Origin of the sequence: Methanosalsum zhilinae DSM 4017 (assembly GCF_000217995.1) — an archaeon.
Classification (GTDB): Archaea; Halobacteriota; Methanosarcinia; order Methanosarcinales; family Methanosarcinaceae; genus Methanosalsum; species Methanosalsum zhilinae.
In genome coordinates, this window is sequence record NC_015676.1 from 135,131 (window position 1) to 155,135 (window position 20,005).

General features: G+C 30.0%; 9 protein-coding genes and 1 pseudogene. 1 reads left to right on the forward strand and 9 read right to left on the reverse strand.

All coding sequences use genetic code 11. From position 1 onward, the window contains the following. Positions 1–72 precede the first annotated feature (72 nt). On the forward strand, positions 73–336 hold the full coding sequence (locus tag MZHIL_RS00645; protein ID WP_013897439.1) for a winged helix-turn-helix domain-containing protein: 264 nt from the start codon (positions 73–75) through the stop codon (positions 334–336). Positions 337–386: 50 nt separating this feature from the next. On the opposite strand, the gene MZHIL_RS00650 is transcribed toward MZHIL_RS00645, so the two are convergent. From MZHIL_RS00650 to MZHIL_RS00695, 9 genes and pseudogenes are all read right to left on the reverse strand, one after another. Further along, positions 387–1,484, reverse strand: a complete 1,098-nt coding sequence (locus MZHIL_RS00650; RefSeq protein ID WP_013897440.1) for a PD-(D/E)XK nuclease family protein — start codon at positions 1,482–1,484, stop codon at positions 387–389. 533 nt (positions 1,485–2,017) lie between these two features. Then, a complete protein-coding gene (locus tag MZHIL_RS00655; RefSeq protein ID WP_013897441.1) occupies positions 2,018–2,770 on the reverse strand; it encodes a hypothetical protein in 753 nt (250 codons plus the stop codon). 442 nt (positions 2,771–3,212) lie between these two features. Beyond that, the gene (locus MZHIL_RS00660; protein WP_013897442.1) at positions 3,213–3,455 is read right to left on the reverse strand and encodes a hypothetical protein; all 243 of its coding nucleotides are present in this window, start codon (positions 3,453–3,455) and stop codon (positions 3,213–3,215) included. A 1,448-nt stretch (positions 3,456–4,903) separates the two neighbouring features. Further along, a pseudogene (locus tag MZHIL_RS00665) lies at positions 4,904–5,455 on the reverse strand (IS5 family transposase); the annotation flags it as partial. Positions 5,456–5,620: 165 nt separating this feature from the next. Then, positions 5,621–5,902 carry a hypothetical protein gene (locus tag MZHIL_RS00670; protein ID WP_013897444.1) on the reverse strand — a complete coding sequence of 94 codons (282 nt, stop codon included), beginning with the start codon at positions 5,900–5,902 and terminating at the stop codon, positions 5,621–5,623. A gap of 145 nt (positions 5,903–6,047) precedes the next feature. Next, entirely contained in the window at positions 6,048–7,709 is a 1,662-nt protein-coding gene (locus tag MZHIL_RS00675) for a GLUG motif-containing protein (protein WP_013897445.1), read from the reverse strand. 1,691 nt (positions 7,710–9,400) lie between these two features. Next, complete coding sequence (locus MZHIL_RS00680) at positions 9,401–10,105, reverse strand: exonuclease/endonuclease/phosphatase family protein (RefSeq protein ID WP_048815415.1); 705 nt, start codon at positions 10,103–10,105, stop codon at positions 9,401–9,403. Between the two features lie 1,390 nt (positions 10,106–11,495). Beyond that, on the reverse strand, positions 11,496–14,168 hold the full coding sequence (locus tag MZHIL_RS00690; RefSeq protein ID WP_013897448.1) for a PAS domain S-box protein: 2,673 nt from the start codon (positions 14,166–14,168) through the stop codon (positions 11,496–11,498). 466 nt (positions 14,169–14,634) lie between these two features. Continuing rightward, a complete protein-coding gene (locus MZHIL_RS00695; RefSeq protein WP_013897449.1) occupies positions 14,635–19,836 on the reverse strand; it encodes a GLUG motif-containing protein in 5,202 nt (1,733 codons plus the stop codon). Between the last annotated feature and the right edge of the window lie 169 nt (positions 19,837–20,005).

Genomic DNA, 20,005 nt, shown 5'->3' on the forward strand with positions numbered 1-20,005 from the left:
CTAATTTTTTGTAAATTTAAAATAATCAAAAAAAAACTAGACATATTAATGTAAAAAATTCAAGGTGATAAGATGCATAGAAGAAATAGATATGATATAATAAATGAAATACTGTACATTGCAAAAAATGGAGCCACCAAGACAAGAATTGTATATGGTGCCAATCTGAATAGCAAAATTGCAAAAATATACCTAAAATACCTGATTTCAAAAGAAATGATCCATAAACAACATGATTCCTTTTTCACTACAGAAAAAGGGAACGAATATCAAAAAGCAATTAAATCAGTACTCGAATTTGAATCAAAGAAAGTTTTAACTCAACAATTTAAGTAAATTTTTATTCCTACTTATTAATTTTTTCTCCTGACAGAATATTTTATGTTTCATTCGGATGACAATATATTCCATGGCAAGTCAGGATGTTCTTTTTTGATATTTTCAACATCATCCAATATTAATAAAAAATAATTTTCAACTGCTTTAATCTGATCCTCTTCACCCATAAACTTATTTAATGGTATTTCTTGTTTGATTCCACTCCAAACTTTTGAATCATCGAAAGCGAAAGTTGTCCATTTGTCGGGATACTTATGCTCGATTTCTTTTATAATTTGAATAATTTTATCATAGTTTTCCGATTTAGGACCAACTGCAATCTGTATCCCTACACGTGGAAAATCTGTCATACTTTTGCTTTGAAGCCAGTAACCCAACACTATTTCAAAATAATCTTTTTGGTTTTTGATAACAGTATATCGACCATAATTTCTCAATTGTGTCAATGCAGTTGATTCACTTGATACCCCACCAGCAACCAGAGAAAACTTCTCGGCAACTTTACCAAAAAGGGTTTCATTCATCATCTTTCTGACATTTAGAAAATTATTCATAGCAAGAATATCAACACTACTAAACTGATTATTTCCTGACAAATCATATTCCTCCATAAACATTAAAACCTCTTTGATCAGTGTACATTCTATATTCTCCTGATATTCTTTTAAAATTTTATAGACTTCATACCAACGCATCTGAACAAAAAAAAGTTTTTCTTTATTAGAGCAGTTTCTAAATATTATTTTCTCTTTTTTTGGTTCAAAATATTTAGTAATATAGATAAGTACACCTTTTTGAATAGAATTTGAATTATCCAAATGCTCAGCATACTTAGTAAGTTGTTGATATCCTTCCTGAGCATCAATTTTAGATTCAATAAATATCCATTGTTTTTCATTTTTGTTGAATAACTCTAAAAAAATATCTGGTCTGCTGCCTGCAAGGTGGTTTTCTAACCCTTCAAATGATCTTTGGGTATCAATCACCATTTGTTCATAATCAATTAATGGTGCTTTTGTAGAATCTAAAAAAGTATGAAGTATTTCAGGATTTGTTTTCAATAAATAAGCAAATATTTCTGTAAAGAAGTCTTCAACAGGTATTTGTTCATTATTTAATGATAATAGTTTTTTAAATAAATACATAGAACACCTATTCTATATTTTTTTATGTAAAATATGAATTTATTTATTTTCATGATTTATTATATACATTTTTTACGATACAATTTTAAATTTATAAAAAAGAGCAATATAAGATTTTTGTTTTAAATTCATAAAGTCTATAAGGTAATATGAGTACTTTTTTACAATACACATGGTTAAAATTAAAATGTAGTTAAAAACACTCATAAACATGCTTTGAAGTAAATATTATTCCTGAATGTAACATGTTTAATTTAACATTAAGATTAACTTAAAAAATAAACTTAAATACTGAACCGACTCAAAACAGTGTGATTACGATTTTCTAGAAGCAATCATATTGAATGTATATATTTTTACTTAGGTCAACCTGGTATTATCAAGATTTGTTGGAAATTTCCTGCATTTCCAGTAAAGTTAACTCAATTTTAGTCTATGTCACCAATTGATTGTAAATCAAAAATAAAGGACGAGTTCTCATATCACGTTGTAAACGATTAACTATTAATGAGAAATTTGATTTCACTGATCATTTAATGATTTGTTTTTTTGATAGTTTCATTATTTAAGCCAATTTTGTTATGCAGTTTAATAACCATATCTGCAGGCTTGCGAATAATATCTTTTTGTTTCTCAGGAATCGTTTCACCATTACAATCCTCACCTGCTAACTTTATAATTGAATTACACACATCTAATGTTAGTTCTGCATGCCATATCATCGCATCAGCAATTGCTTTCTTGATTGTTTCAAGATCTATATGGCCACTCTCTATTGAAATATAGAGTCTTTGTAAAAAACTTAAGTACATGCTTAAATGCTGGTGCTCTGTGAGACCATCTAGTTTTCCATAAAAATGAGGTTTAGGTCCTTTTTTAGAATAAGAATAAACAAATCTACATGCAATATCCTCTGTAGTAATTCCTCCATTTTCAACTCTTTTATTAAGATTGGAGAGTGCCGTTCTGTGAAACATGAACTGTTTAGAATAGAACTCTTCTATGTAGGAGATAGTTCTATATATTCTAATTTTTTCAGCATCTGTTTTACGATTTTCTTTCAGGGTATATGCACCGAAAATTACTGACAATACACCAATAATCGCTAAGAGTCCAGCATCTGCGCTTACATTGTCCAAAAAAAATAAACTCAATGATGCCAGTATTGTAATCATCAAGAGTAAACCTTCTGCACTCACAAAAAACATAAAATATGAATTGAATAATACCAGTATTGTAATTAATCCGATAAATGAAATATTTTTTAAATTTACAATTCCCCACATACAAATCATCCTGAAATTATATGATTAATGTATAAAATCATATAGATTATTATATGATATACATTTGAGAACTATTTGTCAGTAAATAAGATTCTCAAATCATTCTAAATGCCTATGTAAGTGTTAAATACTAAATATTATTTGAAAATCATTGGTTATGTCACTAAATATCTGTAAAGTCTTCTAGAATTTCAGATAAAATCGCTCAGGTCTTATGAATAGAATATATAATCATAAGATTTCAATTGACAAGTAACTGAATGTAATTTGTATAATAGGAAAAATTTTAGAAAATTAGATGGAAAAGACACATGAATATTCTCTATTAATTCCTTAACTCCTATTGGGACGATGCGTGTCAAAAATTTATCTGATTCTAAACTAAATTAGTAGTATTCTCCTTCATTATCATGATATTGTATCAATTTAATTTCTTCTTTTCTCACATAGCACCATTAATGAATAGAAGATTTGGAATACAAAAATCATCAACAGACTTGATAAAAATATCATACATACCATATGCTATTGAAACTTTCAATAATCTTTGAAATTTCATTATATCTGGATGCTCAGGATCATCATTCACAGATAGAACTATTATGTTATTTTTGATAAAATCAAATTCAAAAACCAGTTCATCTTCTGTTTTGGAAACAACTCTTTCCTGAATGCTGTATGACATGCTTAATGATAATATTAAAATATTATTTATATGTTTTCCAATTTTTTTGGTTATTTCATTAAGTTGAAAATTATAAAGTAAATAGATATATTTTCAATTCTAAAAACTATAAACAAAGGATGATTTTTCATTTCTGTTTAAATTGAGCAACAAATAATGTATTTATTTTTGTGATTTTTGACTGTCTCCAATAAGGGACAGAATTAATAAAATTTAGCAATATTGTGACACAACCATTAAGGTTCTACATAATGTCTAAAATTTAATTTAATGGTCATTTAAATAATAAGTTTACTTTAATTTTTAAGCGCTTTATATTTCTACTCGATATTTCCTTGGTTAATACCCAAAAGGCGCTGAAATTGATTTATGGGTAGATATAATGAAAAAATATAATTGAGCCATATATCTCCATGGGAAATCTTATTTTTTATTGATCTTTCTTTTAAGAAGACTATTCTTTGACCTTCGTTCTTAAAATATAATTATAAAAATGTAAGGAGGACAACATCAGTTGTCCATTTTTACTTATCTTATTCTTTACTTACCATTTTCTCTCCTAATAGACATCATTACCAACATTCCAACACCCATTACAATCAATAGTGGAGTTGCAGAAGGTACATCCTTCTTTGGTGGCATACCAAAATAGTGGCTTGGATATTCATTCGATTGAAGAAATGTTCCAGAAAAATAGATTGAAAAATGCTCAAAAAAACTTAGAAGTTTAAGAGTAGTTTAATCTAGATCTAATTGTTCATTTCAAACCTTGTTATAGTGGATGTTGCTAAGCAACTGATAGATATTTTGTTAAATGAAATAGTTCATTTCAAACCTTGTTATAGTGGATGTTGCTAAGCAACTGATAGATATTTTGTTAAATGAAATAGTTCATTTCAAACCTTGTTATAGTGGATGTTGCCAAGCAACTGATAGATATTTTGTTAAATGAAATAGTTCATTTCAAACCTTGTTATAGTGGATGTTGCCAAGCAACTGATAGATATTTTGTTAAATGAAATAGTTCATTTCAAACCTTGTTATAGTGGATGTTGCCAAGCAACTGATAGATATTTTGTTAAATGAAATAGTTCATTTCAAACCTTGTTATAGTGGATGTTGCCAAGCAACTGATAGATATTTTGTTAAATGAAATAGTTCATTTCAAACCTTGTTATAGTGGATGTTGCCAAGCAACTGATAGATATTTTGTTAAATGAAATAGTTCATTTCAAACCTTGTTATAGTGGATGTTGCTAAGCAAGTAAGTATAAGAACGAGTTCAAACTATATATATCTTTCTATGAAACGTCTGTATTTTCTTAATATCCAAATAACAAAACGTCTTCGTATTGCTCCCAGTATAATACATGCTCGGTTTGATTGTATTTTAACATATTATAGATGTTTTTTTCTTATTGCTCAATCAATTAATGAATTCACCCTCTTTAATTCTGTTTGGGCTCTGTAGAAATCCTTATGTAAATAATAATTGTAAATGAGTTATACTTTTCGATGTTATGTATTAACATCTTACATTTTACTTCCTTTACCTGGTTTCTGTACTTTCTTGACTTAATTTCTTCACCATACCTTCTTTTCAGAACTGAGAACATTGTTTCTACCAGGTTTCTCGAATGGTAGAGTTTTTCATCAAACTCTTCAACCATTTTCCTACGGTATTTGCCGTTTATTTTCTTTCTTTTCCTCTGTCTTACAGGGATAAGAGGACTTGAATTCATGTTCTCTCGTATGAGAACATGAATTTGTTCAGAGTCATACCCTTTATCCAGGACATAGTATTCTGAATAACGAAGTCTATGACATTGCTTCAGCAATGTTTGTGCGTGTTTTGTATCGTGTACAGGCTTACCTGAGATCTTAAATCCAGTAACAATAAATTTTTCAACATCAATTGCTATACTTGTTTTTAGATATGATCTCCTTTTCTTTCCAGTCCTCATTGAATAATAGTAACTACAATGACCACCCGTAAATCCACGATAGCGTCACTAAATTGCTGTAAAATTATAATTAGTCCTGTACCTTATTAGAGTTTAATCAAAAACTACAATGAAAATATTAATATCGAAATGTTTCACATTCAAATGTCAGTTTATAATATATTTGTGACTCTCATATATGATTTTTAAAATCTAACCAATTTATTTAGTGGGGTAGTAGTACATTACATCACCATACATCCCATCATCCATATGTGGACTTTCCAAGTAAGAATAAGAGTATGGTCCTTCAATCACTCGCATAAAATCTTCTGGATCATATCCTCCATAATTTATTGTAGTTATTGTTTGCTCAGATGAGTCTTTTGGAAGAGCAGTTCCCTGTACAACAGCAATTTGTGGGACATTTTTTAGATACAACCCATTGTCCACCCATATGGTAAACGAAATTCCATCACTTACCACCTTCACTTTTCTTTCCATAATTATCTCCTTTTTAGTAATTTAAATCTAATTAGTTAAATAAAGATGACTGCTTAAAGTAAAAAGATCTAATTAACTAAAAAAATATGCTAAGATAATATACTACTATTACCTTAACAAATATTATTTAAAACCGATTCAGTCTTCAATGATTCCTTCTCATATACATTAATGAGAAAAATCCTATAAATAAGACTGTAATTATACCCGAAGCAGTTGGAACATCAGCGCTTGTCGCACCTCTATATCCAAAGTAGTATGCAGCATCAGTATCTTGTATTTCTATCTCATCATACCATCCAGTTACTGTAACGGTATTCATCTGTTGTCTAGTATATGCTCGACTCGTCATGATACATACCTTTGATTCACCTGGTTCAAGTTCATCAATTTCACAGATAATACCCAGTTTATCATCAATTACTATAATATGTGTAAGTTGAACATCACCGGTGTTTGTAACACTGAATTTCCATTCGATAATACTTCCCAGATGAATTACCGGTCCGGGTGGTTCATTCACATGTTCACCATTGATAAATTTTTGAATACTGATGTTTTGTGTTCCAATTTCATGTAAGTGTTGGAAACATGGATATCCATCATTAATATCTGCTTGTATGATCCAGATCTTTTCAAAATCCCATCCAACATAAGTATTGTTTGCATGTGGATATGTCATTTCTGATGTATTACGTTCCTCACCACCATCTGATACATCAAGTCCTGATGTTTCGGTGTTCCAATATGAATTGCTAATTGTGCCACCATCATTATCTCCAACCAGTCCACCGATATAATCATTACCAATTACATTTCCAGTTGCATATGAATTGCTAATTGTGCCACTATTCAAACCAACCAGTCCACCGATCCAACTAGAGCCTTCAACACTTCCTGTTGCATATGAGTTTTCGATGTTTCCTCGGTTATTTCCAACCAACCCACCGACAGACCAACTCCCGTCAACATTTCCAGTTGCAAATGAAGTAATAATTGCTCCATCATCACGACTTTGACCAACCAGTCCACCAACATTAGCAAAACCATTTACATTTCCAGTTGCATATGAGTTTTCGATGCTTCCTCGATTATCTCCAACCAGTCCACCGATCCAACTAGAGCCTTCAACACCTCCTGTTGCATATGAATTGTTTACTGTGCCCGAATTCGACCCAGCAAGTCCACCGACATATTCCCAACCATCAACATTTCCAGTTGCATATGAATTGTTTATTGTGCCTGAATTCGACCCAGCAAGTCCTCCAACATTAGCAAAACCATCAACATTCCCAGTTGCATATGAACTTTCAATAAATCCATTATTATAACCAACCAATGCACCCACATAACTTTGGCCTAGTTGGCCTGTTATAATATCTACATCAACTAATCCAACATTTTTAATTTCTGCACCAAAGCCAGTATATCCAAATAGTCCAATATAACTTGTACCAGACCTATTAATATAAAATCCAGTAATCTCATAACCATTACCATCAAATGAGCCAGTGAAATGATAACCAGTAGTATTACCTATCGGCTCAAATCCAGCACCATCATTCCAGTTCACAGTATCAGATGCATCAATATTATCAATTAGAACATAATGCGCAGATAGATCTAATTTCATGTTTTGCAGTTGATCAATGTTAGATATCTGATATGGATTGTCTGTTGAACCATCGCCACCTGCAAATGCTGATACTGGACTTATTAAAAATATAGTTAATAATATCAGTATTGCAGATAGCACTAGTACCAATTTAACAAGTAAATTATATTTTGTATTCCCAATTCCCCACATAAAAGAATTCCTCCTAGAAGTATATAAACAGTTTATAAAATGTTATAAATATATGAATAGGAATAATTTGTCAGAAAATAAAATTCTAGATGATGTCTATAATTCAATTTAATTTAATGCTCATGTGAAGAATAAGTTTAAGTTTGCCTTTTTACGTGCTTTATATTTCTAATAGATATATTCCAATAGTTTATGTCTATACGACGCTGAGAATTGATTTATGGATGGATAGAATGAAAAAATATAATTTATTCATATCTCTCCATGGTAAATCTTATTTTCATTGACCTTTCGCTATTATAGTATAATCAAAAAAGAATGTTTCCTGAACGTAACGTGGCTCATAAAAAAATAAAACTAAACATTTTAACAAATATTGAACTTGTTTCAAACTCTTTTTTTCACCTGTTCTATATGTGTCCTTTTTGTGAATGAACCTATTTCAAAACTCCTTTTTCTATTGTAGAAAAAATAAATAAGATTATTTAGAACTCTATTAACCGCTATTTTTGCTAGACCGAATTTGGTAAATTTTATTCTATTTGAGTTTTGAAATAGGCTCAATCATAAAGGATAAACATGTCCAACATCACATATAACAATAATAATCAAATCGAATTTTAGTCTTTTATTGATGGAAGTCGGACAAATAGATCGGAAATGTTATTTTGATTATGTTATTTTCATCTAAAGATCTATTATTTTTTCATTGGGTTAGAAATCTATGCATTTTTAAAATTATTTTATAATTAATTCGATAGATGTTGACTTTTTGTGGATTATTGGATATTTTGCGTTATACATCGGAAGATGATAATTTTATTCAAAAGATATATGAAGATGGTTAATGATATTGATTTTTTATTTTGTTAGATGTTTATTGATATACATTAGAAGTACTTTGAAGATTAAGATTAATGTAATATGTTGGATGTTGGTACTGTTTTTATGTCGGAATATGATATATTAAATTTTTACATCGGAAATGTTTTGTTTAGTTTATAGATTTTCATTTTTAAATATAAATTTGAATTTTTGATTAAACAGAAATCCGACAGATAATTTTCCAATGTAAATTTAAAAATCAAAAATAGTAGTTTTCATTTGCACCAAGAGATTTAGTTCAACTGATACTATTTTCAAATTACAATATTTTCACCTATTCACCTGGTGCAAATGAAAAAATCTGATATTCTATCGATATTGTATCATCTATTTTTTTGATATTCTCTCACCAGTTCTCGCAATAATACCATATCATATTCGAGTCTTTCTTTATACGTCATAGATGAATATTTTTTTTGATTCAGGAAACAGGATGTATTGGTGCTCAATCATTTTCATGCCATACATATGCAACAGACTCATTTTTTTAAATATTCAATTGACTATACTATTTATTCTTTGTTAATTATTTTGAATTAATCAATTACTTTTTTAAATATAAATTTATTTTTAAAAATGAACACGTTTTTTTAGTTGGATAATAAAATACATGGGGAAACAATGTATGCGGAGCATATAAGTAATTTCTATACTACGAAGTATGATAGGAAAAATTGATATAAAAAATATAATCCTAAGTCCTGTTATATGTCATAAATTCATTTTTACATATAAATTTGAAATTCAATCACCCTGGTATTATTGCAAGAGTTTTTTAAGTTAGAGTGAAAAAACAAGTTTCGTATTTATAATTCTATTGTCATAACAACTGGATTATGATCACTATATCTTCTGATGCTTTCATTTTCAATTACTGCACAATCAACAATCCTATTAGATATTTGTTCGCTCAGGAAAAAGTAATCGTTTTGCCATTTCACTTTACTTTTAGAATGCCTGAGTGTTTGAAGTGGATATGGTTTGTTCAACTTTTTGAAGGCATCTTTTAATCCAAAATCTTCTAGTCTTTCAAAGAATATTTTATGTGATTCCCCCTTCTGCTTTTGATCTATTTGTAAACTAGCATTAAGGTCACCTCCTAATATGATATTTCTCTTCCCGTTTATTCTCCCACAAAATAATCCTGTTAAATCAGATAAGATCCTATGAAGATTTGTAATTGCAAAACCTTTATTTGGACCATTATTTTCAATTAATCCATATATTGAAATTAGGGTTAAATCTATAACTCCAATGGTTGTATTTGCAATTGAAAATACCCCTTTAAAGTCACTTTTTATTGTTTCTTCTTTTAATTCGTATTTCTGACTATAAATTCCCGATCCCCATGAGCGATTATCTCCTATTTCATTCCAGACCAAGTGCTTGTCATCTTCATTGAGGTATGCTGTCGGTCTTGCTTCTTGAAATAATATGATATCTGCATCAATTTCATTTAATAAATAATCCCACGCATCTTTGTGATATGATTTATAGAAGGGATAAGCCATATTCCAAGTTGCTATTCTGAGATTCATTTAATTATAAAAAAAGGAAATTGAATTATAAAAAAATTATGGGATATTTAAGTTGTATTCATTTTGTATCTTGTTTATTTTGACGATAAACTCATATTATCTATTATCAACTATAAATTATTGATTATATTTGGATTATATTTTGAGATAAATATTACCAAATTTATCATCAAATTATGTATTTTACGAACATCTCATTTCAGTTCTAAATATGAAAAAAAACATAATATGCTTATACACTCATAATAAATATTCGGAATTAGTAGTAAAATATGAGAAATTTACAACTGAAATCATATGTGTGATTCGTTAGAATTGTTATTCATTTTAAAAGAATATTAGATCTTGTATGTTTGATGTTATGCGGGAAAAAGGTGTATCCAGGGTTTTGAACTGGTTCAATACGTACTTTCTTAGATGATATTATTTTTAATCTTAATTTGAATGATGTTTAATCCATTTCTTTACTTTTTCAATTAACTCTATTTCTGACTGCTCCTTTGTTACAGCGTAACCGTCCACATGCACCCAAAATTTATCATTTGACTTTGTTACATTAAACTCAGGTAATTTTGATTTTATTTGTTTCTTAGAATTTGAGTTAATAGATTTGAAATAGTTATTCCAGAATTCCTTTCTTAAATCACCTTGAAAAAATTCATGCATTTCTGATAGTTCAAATATATACCTGCATTTGCATAGTACACAGACCATCTCTTCACATATTTCATAACTTTTATTTTTAAAAAATGTATTATCTACCCAATTATTACATTTACAGGATTCTTCATGCACTTTGAAAAAGAGTTGCTTATCAGATATTATTATCATGATAGATGATTTTTAAAATTGATTTACATAAATCTTTAAGAAGCACAGTGAAAGTATTTGTGTTAAAATATTTTAATGAGCCTATTTCAAAACTCAAATAGAATAAAATTTACCAAATTCGGTCTAGCAAAAATAGCGGTTAATAGAGTTCTAAATAATCTTATTTATTTTTTCTACAATAGAAAAAGGAGTTTTGAAATCGGCTCATTGTAAATCTGAACATATTTTTGGTCAATCCATTTTGGATTATCGAATTATTTTGGACATTGATTAATACATCTATATGACGTGCCAACAGTTTTTTCAAACATGGTCACAATAATTAATGTATGGAAGCCATGAGATGTCGATAATTCTAACCCCCCGTTCCTACCCATGGCTTCAATAATCAAACTATTTAGTTAGTTATAATATTTTGATATTGTTTATATCTAGTAGTTATTGTATTCCTGTAATCTAAGTAAATAGGAACTCACCTCCGATGCCTGAATGCAACTTGTTTTAAAAAGAATTACAGAGGCACAATCTCCACTCAATCATTTTTATTAATTTTTATAGTATAGCAAGTCCCATTTGAATTATCTAGTTCAATTTCTGCTGATAATTGCTTGGATAAGAGATTAATTATTTTCATTCCAAGAGAGTTTGAATGATTGCAATTCAAATCTTGTTTTATTCCAATCCCATTATCACTGACAATTATTTGATAAATATTCTCTAATTCTTTAAATGAAACAGATATTATTCCTGTATTTGTGCCAACAAAGGCATGTTTATAAGAATTTGTAATAATTTCATTAAGAATGAGTCCTAACGGAACAATATAGTCCATATTTAAGTATGTTTGATCAAGGTTTAATTTAGTTTCAATTGATTTGTCATACGAATTGTAAGTTTGCCTAATATGATTTACAAGGCTGGTAATGTATTCTGAAATTTCTATGCTAGCAACACTATCTGACCGATAAAGATTCTCATGTGCAATGGACATTGAACGAATTCTATTCTGACTGTCGCTAAATACATTTTGTATTTTTTTATCATCTTTAAATAAACGTGCCTGCATGTTAAGCAAACTGCTAATAACCTGTAAATTATTTTTTACACGATGATGTATTTCATGCACAATTAGTCGATTTTGCTCTAACTCTTTAATTTTTTTATGATCTGTTATATCTTCACCAATGCTTCCAATACTTTTAATTTTCATGCTCTCATCATGCAATGGAAATAAGACAGTTCGGAATGTTCTTTGTATACCATTTATTGATATAGTGTCTTCGACGACTAAATGAGATGATTTTTCACTTACTTCTGACATTCTTTGTTTAAATTGTTTGGCGGTTTCCTCAGGCATCATTTCTTCGAATTTATTACCAATTATCTCATCTTTGCTTTTATCAAACAAATCACAGAGAAACTTGTTAACATACTGATAACGGCCATCCAGAGATATTTCTGAAACTATGAGGGGAGTGTTTTCAAGAAACGCGTCTAGTCTCTTATGTACCTCTTTTAATTGAGATTCAATTTGTTTGCGTTGAAGTGACTGTCCGATGTTTGCAGCAATATCTTCAAGCAAATTGATGTCATTTGAAGTGAATAATCCTTTACTATATCCATTTAATTGCAAAGTGCCAATTATACGATTTTTTATCTTAATGGGAATGATGGCAACGGATGCATACCCTTCATGGATGCACTGATTTCGTGGATTATAGCGAGGATCTTCATTTTCTGGAACTTCTAGAAAGGGGAAAGAGTTGTTAGTACATGCACTTCCATATTCTGTGAATAGTGGGTTGCAGGGATCAGTACTTCCAGTAATTACCAGTCCACATGTACATTCAAGACAGATTGATCCATCTTCATTGCGACATATACCATCCTCAACATTTCGACTTTTAAGCGTGTTTTCTTTTGTTAAAAATTCATTTGAAAAACCTTTTTGAAAAATATAGGGATAATCATCCTTTTGTCTTAGCCGAATTCCGATTGCATCTGCACCAATATGATATTTAATTTCAGATAACATTTTAGATAAAGATTCATCTATATCTATTGGCTCATTAAGAATTGAAAGAATTTTACTATACAATATTCTATTATTTTCTATTTGTTGTTTATCAGTAATATCTCTTGCAGCAGCATAAATAAAGTCCCCATATGGATGGGATTTCCATTCGATATATTTATATGAGCCATCTTTGCATTTACATCGATTTACAAAATTCGCAATTTTTTGTTGTTTTTTAAGTTTTTTTACGACTTCATTTGTGCTTTCTATATCTTCTGGATGAACGAAGTCACAAATTTTCTTATTTTTCAGTTCTTCGATAGAATATCCAAAGAGATTAGACCACTCTTCATTTAAATGATGAAAGTTACCTTCTGTATCTGCAATACACAACAAATCAAGATTGACTTTAAAATATCTATTTAGTTCTTCTTTGCTTGATAATATTTCTAATTCGGATAGTTTTTGTTTAGTAATATCTCGAATTTTGAGGACAAATTTTTTTCTATCTTTGTTTTGGAAATATCTAACTTCTACTCCAAACCACTTATGCTCATTGGATTCAAAAGACGAATACTCAAAATACTCCTTTTCCCCTTTAATTGCTGATTTTTCAATGGCTGAAATGATATTTTCAGAAACGGTTGGGAAAATATCTCGAATACCTTTACCTATGATTTGATCTTTTGGCAAAAACAATAATTCATCATTTGAAGTAATTGTTTTAGTGCAAATGTAATTCTCATTCAATTCAATGATAGTACCGTCTATCAAATGCAACAACATTTCATTTTCTTCAATTTCACTATTTTCTTTACTATTCTCAACGAAAAGTGCTACAAAATAGCCTTTTTGTGGTGAGAAAGCAGTTCCATGATAGAACTTATCTGTTGACTCGCAAAAAAAGTCAAAGTTTTTTTTGTTTCCATTAAGTGCAACATTACTCAAGAATTCAACCCAATCGCGTTCTCCATCTCTGATATCAGGTACTACCTCAGTAATTCTTTTTCCTATTATTTCATGAGATTGTAAACCAGTGACCTCTTCAAATTTAGAATTAATTTCTAAAATTTCGTAATCATATGGAATTCCAGATTCATCTGAAATGATTTTGCAGTAGGAGTAAGCCTCCATCATATTATCTGAAAAAAAAGTTGGGATAATCTTCCTATAACTTTGAATAGACATTTTTTCACTCACGTTTTTGGTATAAAGATATTATGTGTTATAACCTGCTTTTTTAAATATAGTTTGAAAAATTTCTAAACTTCTTTTGAACATTTGATATATTATAAACAGGTTTGATTAATTTTAAATCACAATTAAGTTTTTCAAAACAATGGTTTAGCGTTAAATTTTATTCTACTTTAAGTTACTGCTATTCGACAAAGGTTGTGTCACTATTTTGCTGTAAATCATCTACATTTCTAATAAATTGATCATATCTTATGAATTGTATATTCATAAGACACCAATAGCAATGGAAACAGTTTATAGACAAAATATGAACGTAACTTGCTTTAAATTCTAGTAAAACTAGTTTATTATTTTATCAGTAAAATAAATTTTTTAATATTGGAAAATTAAACTAAAGTCTGTGATCCAAACAAATAAAAATTAAAAAAGTAGAAAGGATGAATTAGTAAAAATCCTTTCATCTATTTTTATATTTGATACCTACCAATGCTATCACTGAAATCATTAATAATGCGATTAATATGATAGTCACTGGAAATTCTCCTTGAACTGTATCATCCAAGGGTTCAGATTCAATTCCAGGCTCTTCTTTTGGCTCAGATACAACATCTCCAGCCAATTCATCACCATTTATACTAAATATTGAAAACCCAGTATTTTCGGCAACAAAATAATAGAATCTATCATCCTCACCCGTTTGTTCAGTAGGTAATCTATTCCATGCACCATTCTCATATTTCTCTTTTCGAATAGTGGTTTCATCGATGTTCTCTTGTTCAACCCAATCTTTACTCACACGGAAATAAATCAAAATATTATCCGCAGTATCTTGATTGATTGTACCACTTCTTCCAACACCAATATTTAAATAACTATAGACCTTTCCTGTTGACTCTGGTACGTTTGCAGGCCTTTCTCTTAATGTTTGTACATTAGATATAACACGACCTTCATCTCTTTTAGAATTAAAAGATATTTCTGTTACAGGAACATCATCGCTAACTATATTAAACGTAGTTGTTCTGCCTGGTATAACACGTTGAGATGATGAAGCACTATGTTCAATATTATCAGCATCATCGTATGGTGGACTTACTGAACTTCTCATTGAACTTGATGAATCAGGTTTAGGTTCAGGTTTTGGTTCTAATACTTCATAATGATCATACATACTCAATAAATATGGATAACCATCATTTACCAGAGAATCAATATTCCAAACATTAGTGAAATTCCAGTTTGGTTCAAATGTTGATACCTGTTTCATATTCGATGTAGATATGCCTGTTACATTTGCATATTCACTCATATTTCCTACACCTATTGTTTGTCCAGATGTATCAATGTCCCAATATGAACTTAATATAGTTCCATCTGTTTTATTTCCAACTAATCCACCTACATCTTCACCACTACCAACCACATTGCCAATAGAATATGAATTGGTTACATTTCCACCATCCAATATTATGCCAACTAATCCACCTACTGAATTATTGCCTATGACATCACCAGACGAATGTGAATTATATATTGTGTTGCCCAAAAATGTACCCAATTCTACACCAACTAATCCACCAACATAATCTCCACCTTGTACATTTCCAGTCGAAAAAGACTCATTTATAAATGAATTCATCGAATATCCAACTAATCCACCTATAATATTTGAATAATTGGAACTAATAATAACATCACCAGTAGAAAATACATTAGTTAGTTCTGAATCAGGGGTAAATGTAAGACCTGCAAATCCACCTACAAATCGAACTCCTTGTCGTGGATAATCAATATAAAACACATCATCAGGTTTTATACTATTATCACCTAAAATATTAATACCAATATCTCCCGTTGAATAAGAATTTACAATATTTATATTTTCATTGGATAAAACAATAAAACCGGTATGACCGCCTATAAATTCAATTCCACATCGTATATTTCCATCATAAATTTTCTCATCACCTAAGATGTTTATATTTATTTTACTATCTGAATATGTATCATTAATATCCCCGTCGAAATTCACACCACTAAAACCTCCAACGTTATTAATAAATGAACCGATAAAATCATCATTAAATTCTAAATTAATATCAAATGAAGAATTTGAATTTAATATGTCTCCACCCGTTTTATCATTACCATTCACACCAATAAAACCGCCTATAAATGAGATTCCAGCATTTTGTAAATATTCATTCACGCTTAAATTGAGACTGCCTTTTGAATATGAATTGGAAATATCTCCATCATTTTCACCAATGAAGCCACCTATTAAACGGATATAACTATGATCCATAAATCCATTAATATCAATATTTATATCAACATTAGATGATGAATCATCTACATTTCCATCATCATTGTAGCCAATAAATCCACCTATTCTTGAAAATTCCATATAAGAGTTTATAGTGTGATTTCCTATAATTTCAATATTCATTTCACCATTTGAATGCGAATTAGTTATATTTCCGAATTCATTATAACCTATTAATCCACCTATTTCGGTAATTTTATTTGTTGATACATTCCCATTAATTGAAATATCAATGTTGCCTATGAATTCAGAATCTGTAACATTACCCATATTATGTCCTACAAGACCACCAATAAGTTGAATATCGTCAGTTAAATCACCATCAAAGTTGATAATAATGTCTCCTGTTGCATGTGAATTAATAATTTCTCCCTTATAATCTTGATATGCCATATTTATTCCAACTAACCCACCAGCAATGTCTGAACTGAATATCTTACCTGTTGCATATGAATTTTCAATAAATCCTACATTCATACCAACTAATCCACCAACCCTCTTATCGCCAAACACATCACCATTAGCATGTGAATCTTCAATATAACCTTCGCTCATGCCAACCAGTCCACCAACTCGGTCTATACCATTCACATCACCATTAGCATATGAATTTTCAACATGACCTTCATTCATACCAACCAGTCCACCAACTCTTTCTATACCATTCACATCACCTGTTGCGTATGAATTTTTAACAAGTCCTGCATTCATACCAACCAGTCCACCTGCAAAAAAATCACCTGATACATCACAGGTAGAATATGAATTTTTAATAGTCAATAGCATTCCACCTTCACTACCAACTAACCCACCTACAAAAGCAACACCCTGTACAATTCCTGTTGAAAATGAATTATCAATAGTTCCATCTTTATTCCAACCAACCAATGCACCCACATTCTCTCTACCCATAATATTTACATTAATCAATCCAATGTTCGAGATTTCTGCACCGGAATTAGTTGTACCAAACAAACCAATACCATCTTCATTAGATCTATTAATATATAAATCACTTATTTCAAAACCCTGACCATCAAATGTTCCTGTAAATTCATTACTTAAATAACCAATTGGTGTGAATCCTTGACCATTATCCCAAGTTTCAGTTACAGATGCATCAATGTCATTAACTAAAATATAATGTTTATCTAAACCAAATTCCATTGCTTGTAATTCTTCAACTGTTGATATTTCATAAGGACTTTCAGTTGTTCCATCACCATTTTCAAATAATTGATATGATTCAAACAAAGAATCAATATATGGATAACCATTATTTACGGATGGATGATATTCCCAATCAAGATTACTATCGAAATTAAATGTGTCCAATGATTTTGGATATGTTAGATTTTCAGTAGTATCTCCATATCCACCACTTGATTCAATTAAACCCGATGTCTCAATATTCCAATATGAAATATCAACAATGCCTATGTTTTCACCAATTAAACCACCCGTATTATAATTACCATATACTTCACCAATTGAATATGTATTCATAATAACTCCATCAGCATCATTTAAACCAACTAATCCACCAACATAATCATTACCATTTACATTTCCAGTAGAATATGAACCCTCGATATTCTCAAAATTATAACCGACTAATCCACCTATAAAATCATTACCATTTACACAAGCATTTGCATATGAATCATCAATAGTCCCAGAATTAATGTTTCTACCTACTAAACCACCAACGTCATTATTTCCATTTATACAACCATTTGTATATGATCTCTCAATAGATCCTGCATTTTCACCAACCAATCCAGCAACTCTGTTATTACCAAATATAGTTCCAGTTACATATGATTTCTCAATGTATCCTGAATTTTCACCAACTAATCCGCCTACTCTGTCACTACCAGTTATAGTTGCATCAATCAACCCAACATTTTTAATTTCAACAATAGAATCTGTAACTCCAAACACACCAACATGATCATCAGTTGGTCTGTTAATATGAAGACCAGTTATTATATGATCAAATCCATCAAAAGTGCCTGTAAATTCATCACCCTCGCTGCCTATTGGATTAAATCCTTTTCCATCATACCAATCAGTAGTTCCAGATGCATCAATATCATTACTTAATCTATAATGTGCATCTAAGAATATATCCATTGCTTGTAATTCTTCAATATCACCTATTATATAAGGTAATTCAACAGTGCCATCACCGCTACCAAAAACTGCATAGGAATCAAACAAAGGCTCTAAATATGGATAACCATCATTTACAGAACGATGTGTTGACCAATCACCTGTAAAATCCCATGAATCAAGTGTATTTTTTGTATTTGGATATTTTAAATCCTCAGTTGTTATTCCATAACCACCATCTGAATCCGTTACATCTGTGGCATCGATGTTCCAATATGAGTTAATAATTGTTCCATCTTCTTCTACATTATAACCTATCAAACCACCAACTGCTGTACCAGTGTCTTGTACATTAGTGCTAGAATAAGAATCAACAACAGATCCATGATTTCGACCAACTAGACCACCAACATAAAGTGAACCTTTTACATACTCTCCACTCATTACATATGTTCTCTCTATATTACCAGTATCAATATTTTGACCAACTAAACCACCTATCATATGACCAGTACCATTAATATTACAAATTACATATGAATTTAAGATATTTCCATGGTTCTGACCAACTATACCACCTATCACACTCTCTCCTTCAATCATAGTATATACAAATGAATTTTCAATATCTCCTTTATTAGTTCCAACTAATCCACCAATATTACCATCTGCTAATATGTACCCAAGTGAATGTGAATTATTAATCTTACCCTTATTTTTTCCAGCCAATGTACCTACTATGTTCGAACCAGAAATTTGTGCATTTCTCAAGTTTACATTATTTATTTCACCACCAACTCCTATTGTTCCAAATAAACCAATACCAAATGTTATTTCTGGTTTATCAATATATAAGTGCATTATTGTATAATTTTGTCCATCAAATGAGCCTGTAAAACCTCCATCTGTTGGATTACCTATTGGTATAAAACCCACACTATGACTATCATACCATTCTTTTGTCTCAGTTGCATCAATATCATTCATTAAAGTATAGTTTGCACCCAGATCATAACGCACTTCCTGTAATTGATCAACATTAGTTATCTGATACGGATTTCCAGGTGTTCCATCACCTTCACCTGAAAATCCTATTGCTGCACCTTGACCAACAAATGAAAATGTAATCAAAAATAATGCCATACATAACAATAATACGTTTTTAAACGATACCATATTTAATACGTTTCTAAAGATCAAACTAGTATATTTGGTCATAATTTGAATTATCCTTTAAATTTGATATAAGCCGAATGAAGTGGCTATGTATATGTCATTTAATAACTTTTTTATCTGTACTTTAATTCTAAGAATAATTTCTACTGTATTTAAATATCAAATAATCTTTGCTCGATACGAGCGAAGACTATTTAAAGATCAGATATCA